Source organism: Lactococcus muris (genome assembly GCF_042849115.1).
Taxonomy (GTDB): Bacteria; Bacillota; Bacilli; order Lactobacillales; family Streptococcaceae; genus Lactococcus; species Lactococcus muris.
Genome location: NZ_BAAFQO010000043.1, coordinates 1 through 1,862 on the forward strand (window position 1 = coordinate 1; position 1,862 = coordinate 1,862).

General features: G+C 41.7%; 1 protein-coding gene. It reads left to right on the plus strand.

Features of this window, described 5'->3' with window-relative positions; genetic code table 11:
- On the plus strand, positions 1-1,862 hold a 1,862-nt coding region (locus ACGHCK_RS11395), incomplete at both ends, for a hypothetical protein (protein ID WP_394304577.1).

Here is a 1,862-nt window from a genome sequence, read left to right on the forward strand (position 1 = left end):
TCCGTATCAGAATCAGTAAGTGAATCTGTATCAGAGTCTGTATCAGAGTCAGTGTCTGAGTCAGTAAGCGAATCCGTATCAGAGTCTGTATCTGAATCAGTAAGTGAATCCGTATCAGAATCAGTAAGTGAATCTGTATCAGAGTCTGTATCAGAGTCAGTGTCTGAGTCCGTATCAGAATCAGTAAGCGAATCCGTATCAGAATCCGTATCAGAGTCAGTAAGCGAATCCGTATCAGAATCCGTATCTGAGTCTGTATCTGAGTCAGTATCAGAATCAGTAAGTGAATCCGTATCTGAGTCTGTATCTGAATCTGTATCCGAGTCTGTATCTGAGTCCGTATCTGAATCAGTAAGCGAGTCAGTATCAGAATCAGTAAGTGAATCTGTATCTGAGTCCGTATCAGAATCAGTAAGTGAATCCGTATCAGAGTCTGTATCAGAATCAGTAAGTGAATCTGTATCTGAGTCAGTGAGTGAATCTGTATCTGAGTCAGTAAGCGAATCAGTTTCAGAATCCGTATCAGAGTCTGTATCAGAGTCCGTGTCTGAGTCAGTAAGCGAATCTGTATCTGAGTCCGTATCAGAATCAGTAAGTGAATCCGTATCTGAGTCTGTATCTGAATCAGTAAGTGAATCCGTATCAGAGTCAGTATCAGAATCAGTAAGTGAATCTGTATCTGAGTCTGTATCCGAGTCAGTAAGTGAATCTGTATCAGAGTCAGTAAGTGAATCTGTATCTGAGTCAGTATCAGAATCAGTAAGTGAATCTGTATCTGAGTCTGTATCTGAATCAGTGAGCGAATCCGTATCAGAATCAGTAAGTGAATCTGTATCTGAGTCCGTGTCTGAGTCAGTAAGTGAATCTGTATCTGAGTCAGTATCTGAGTCAGTAAGTGAATCTGTATCTGAATCAGTGAGCGAATCCGTATCTGAGTCCGTATCTGAATCAGTGAGCGAATCCGTATCAGAGTCCGTATCAGAATCAGTAAGTGAATCTGTATCAGAGTCTGTATCAGAGTCAGTGTCTGAGTCAGTAAGCGAATCCGTATCAGAGTCTGTATCTGAATCAGTAAGTGAATCCGTATCAGAATCAGTAAGTGAATCTGTATCAGAGTCTGTATCAGAGTCAGTGTCTGAGTCCGTATCAGAATCAGTAAGCGAATCCGTATCAGAATCCGTATCAGAGTCAGTAAGCGAGTCAGTATCAGAATCCGTATCTGAGTCTGTATCTGAGTCAGTATCAGAATCAGTAAGTGAATCCGTATCTGAGTCTGTATCAGAGTCAGTATCAGAATCAGTAAGTGAATCCGTATCAGAGTCAGTATCTGAATCTGTATCCGAGTCTGTATCTGAGTCCGTATCTGAATCAGTAAGCGAGTCAGTATCAGAATCAGTAAGTGAATCTGTATCTGAGTCAGTATCAGAATCAGTAAGTGAATCCGTATCAGAGTCTGTATCAGAATCAGTAAGTGAATCCGTATCAGAGTCTGTATCAGAATCAGTAAGCGAGTCCGTATCAGAGTCTGTATCAGAATCAGTGAGCGAATCCGTATCTGAGTCCGTATCAGAATCAGTGAGCGAATCCGTATCAGAGTCCGTATCTGAATCAGTGAGCGAATCCGTATCAGAGTCCGTATCAGAATCAGTAAGTGAATCCGTATCAGAGTCTGTATCAGAATCAGTAAGCGAGTCCGTATCAGAGTCCGTATCTGAATCAGTGAGCGAATCCGTATCAGAGTCCGTATCAGAATCAGTAAGTGAATCCGTATCAGAGTCAGTATCAGAATCAGTAAGCGAGTCCGTGTCTGAATCAGTAAGTGAATCTGTATCAGAGTCAGTAAGCGAATCTGTATCTGAGTC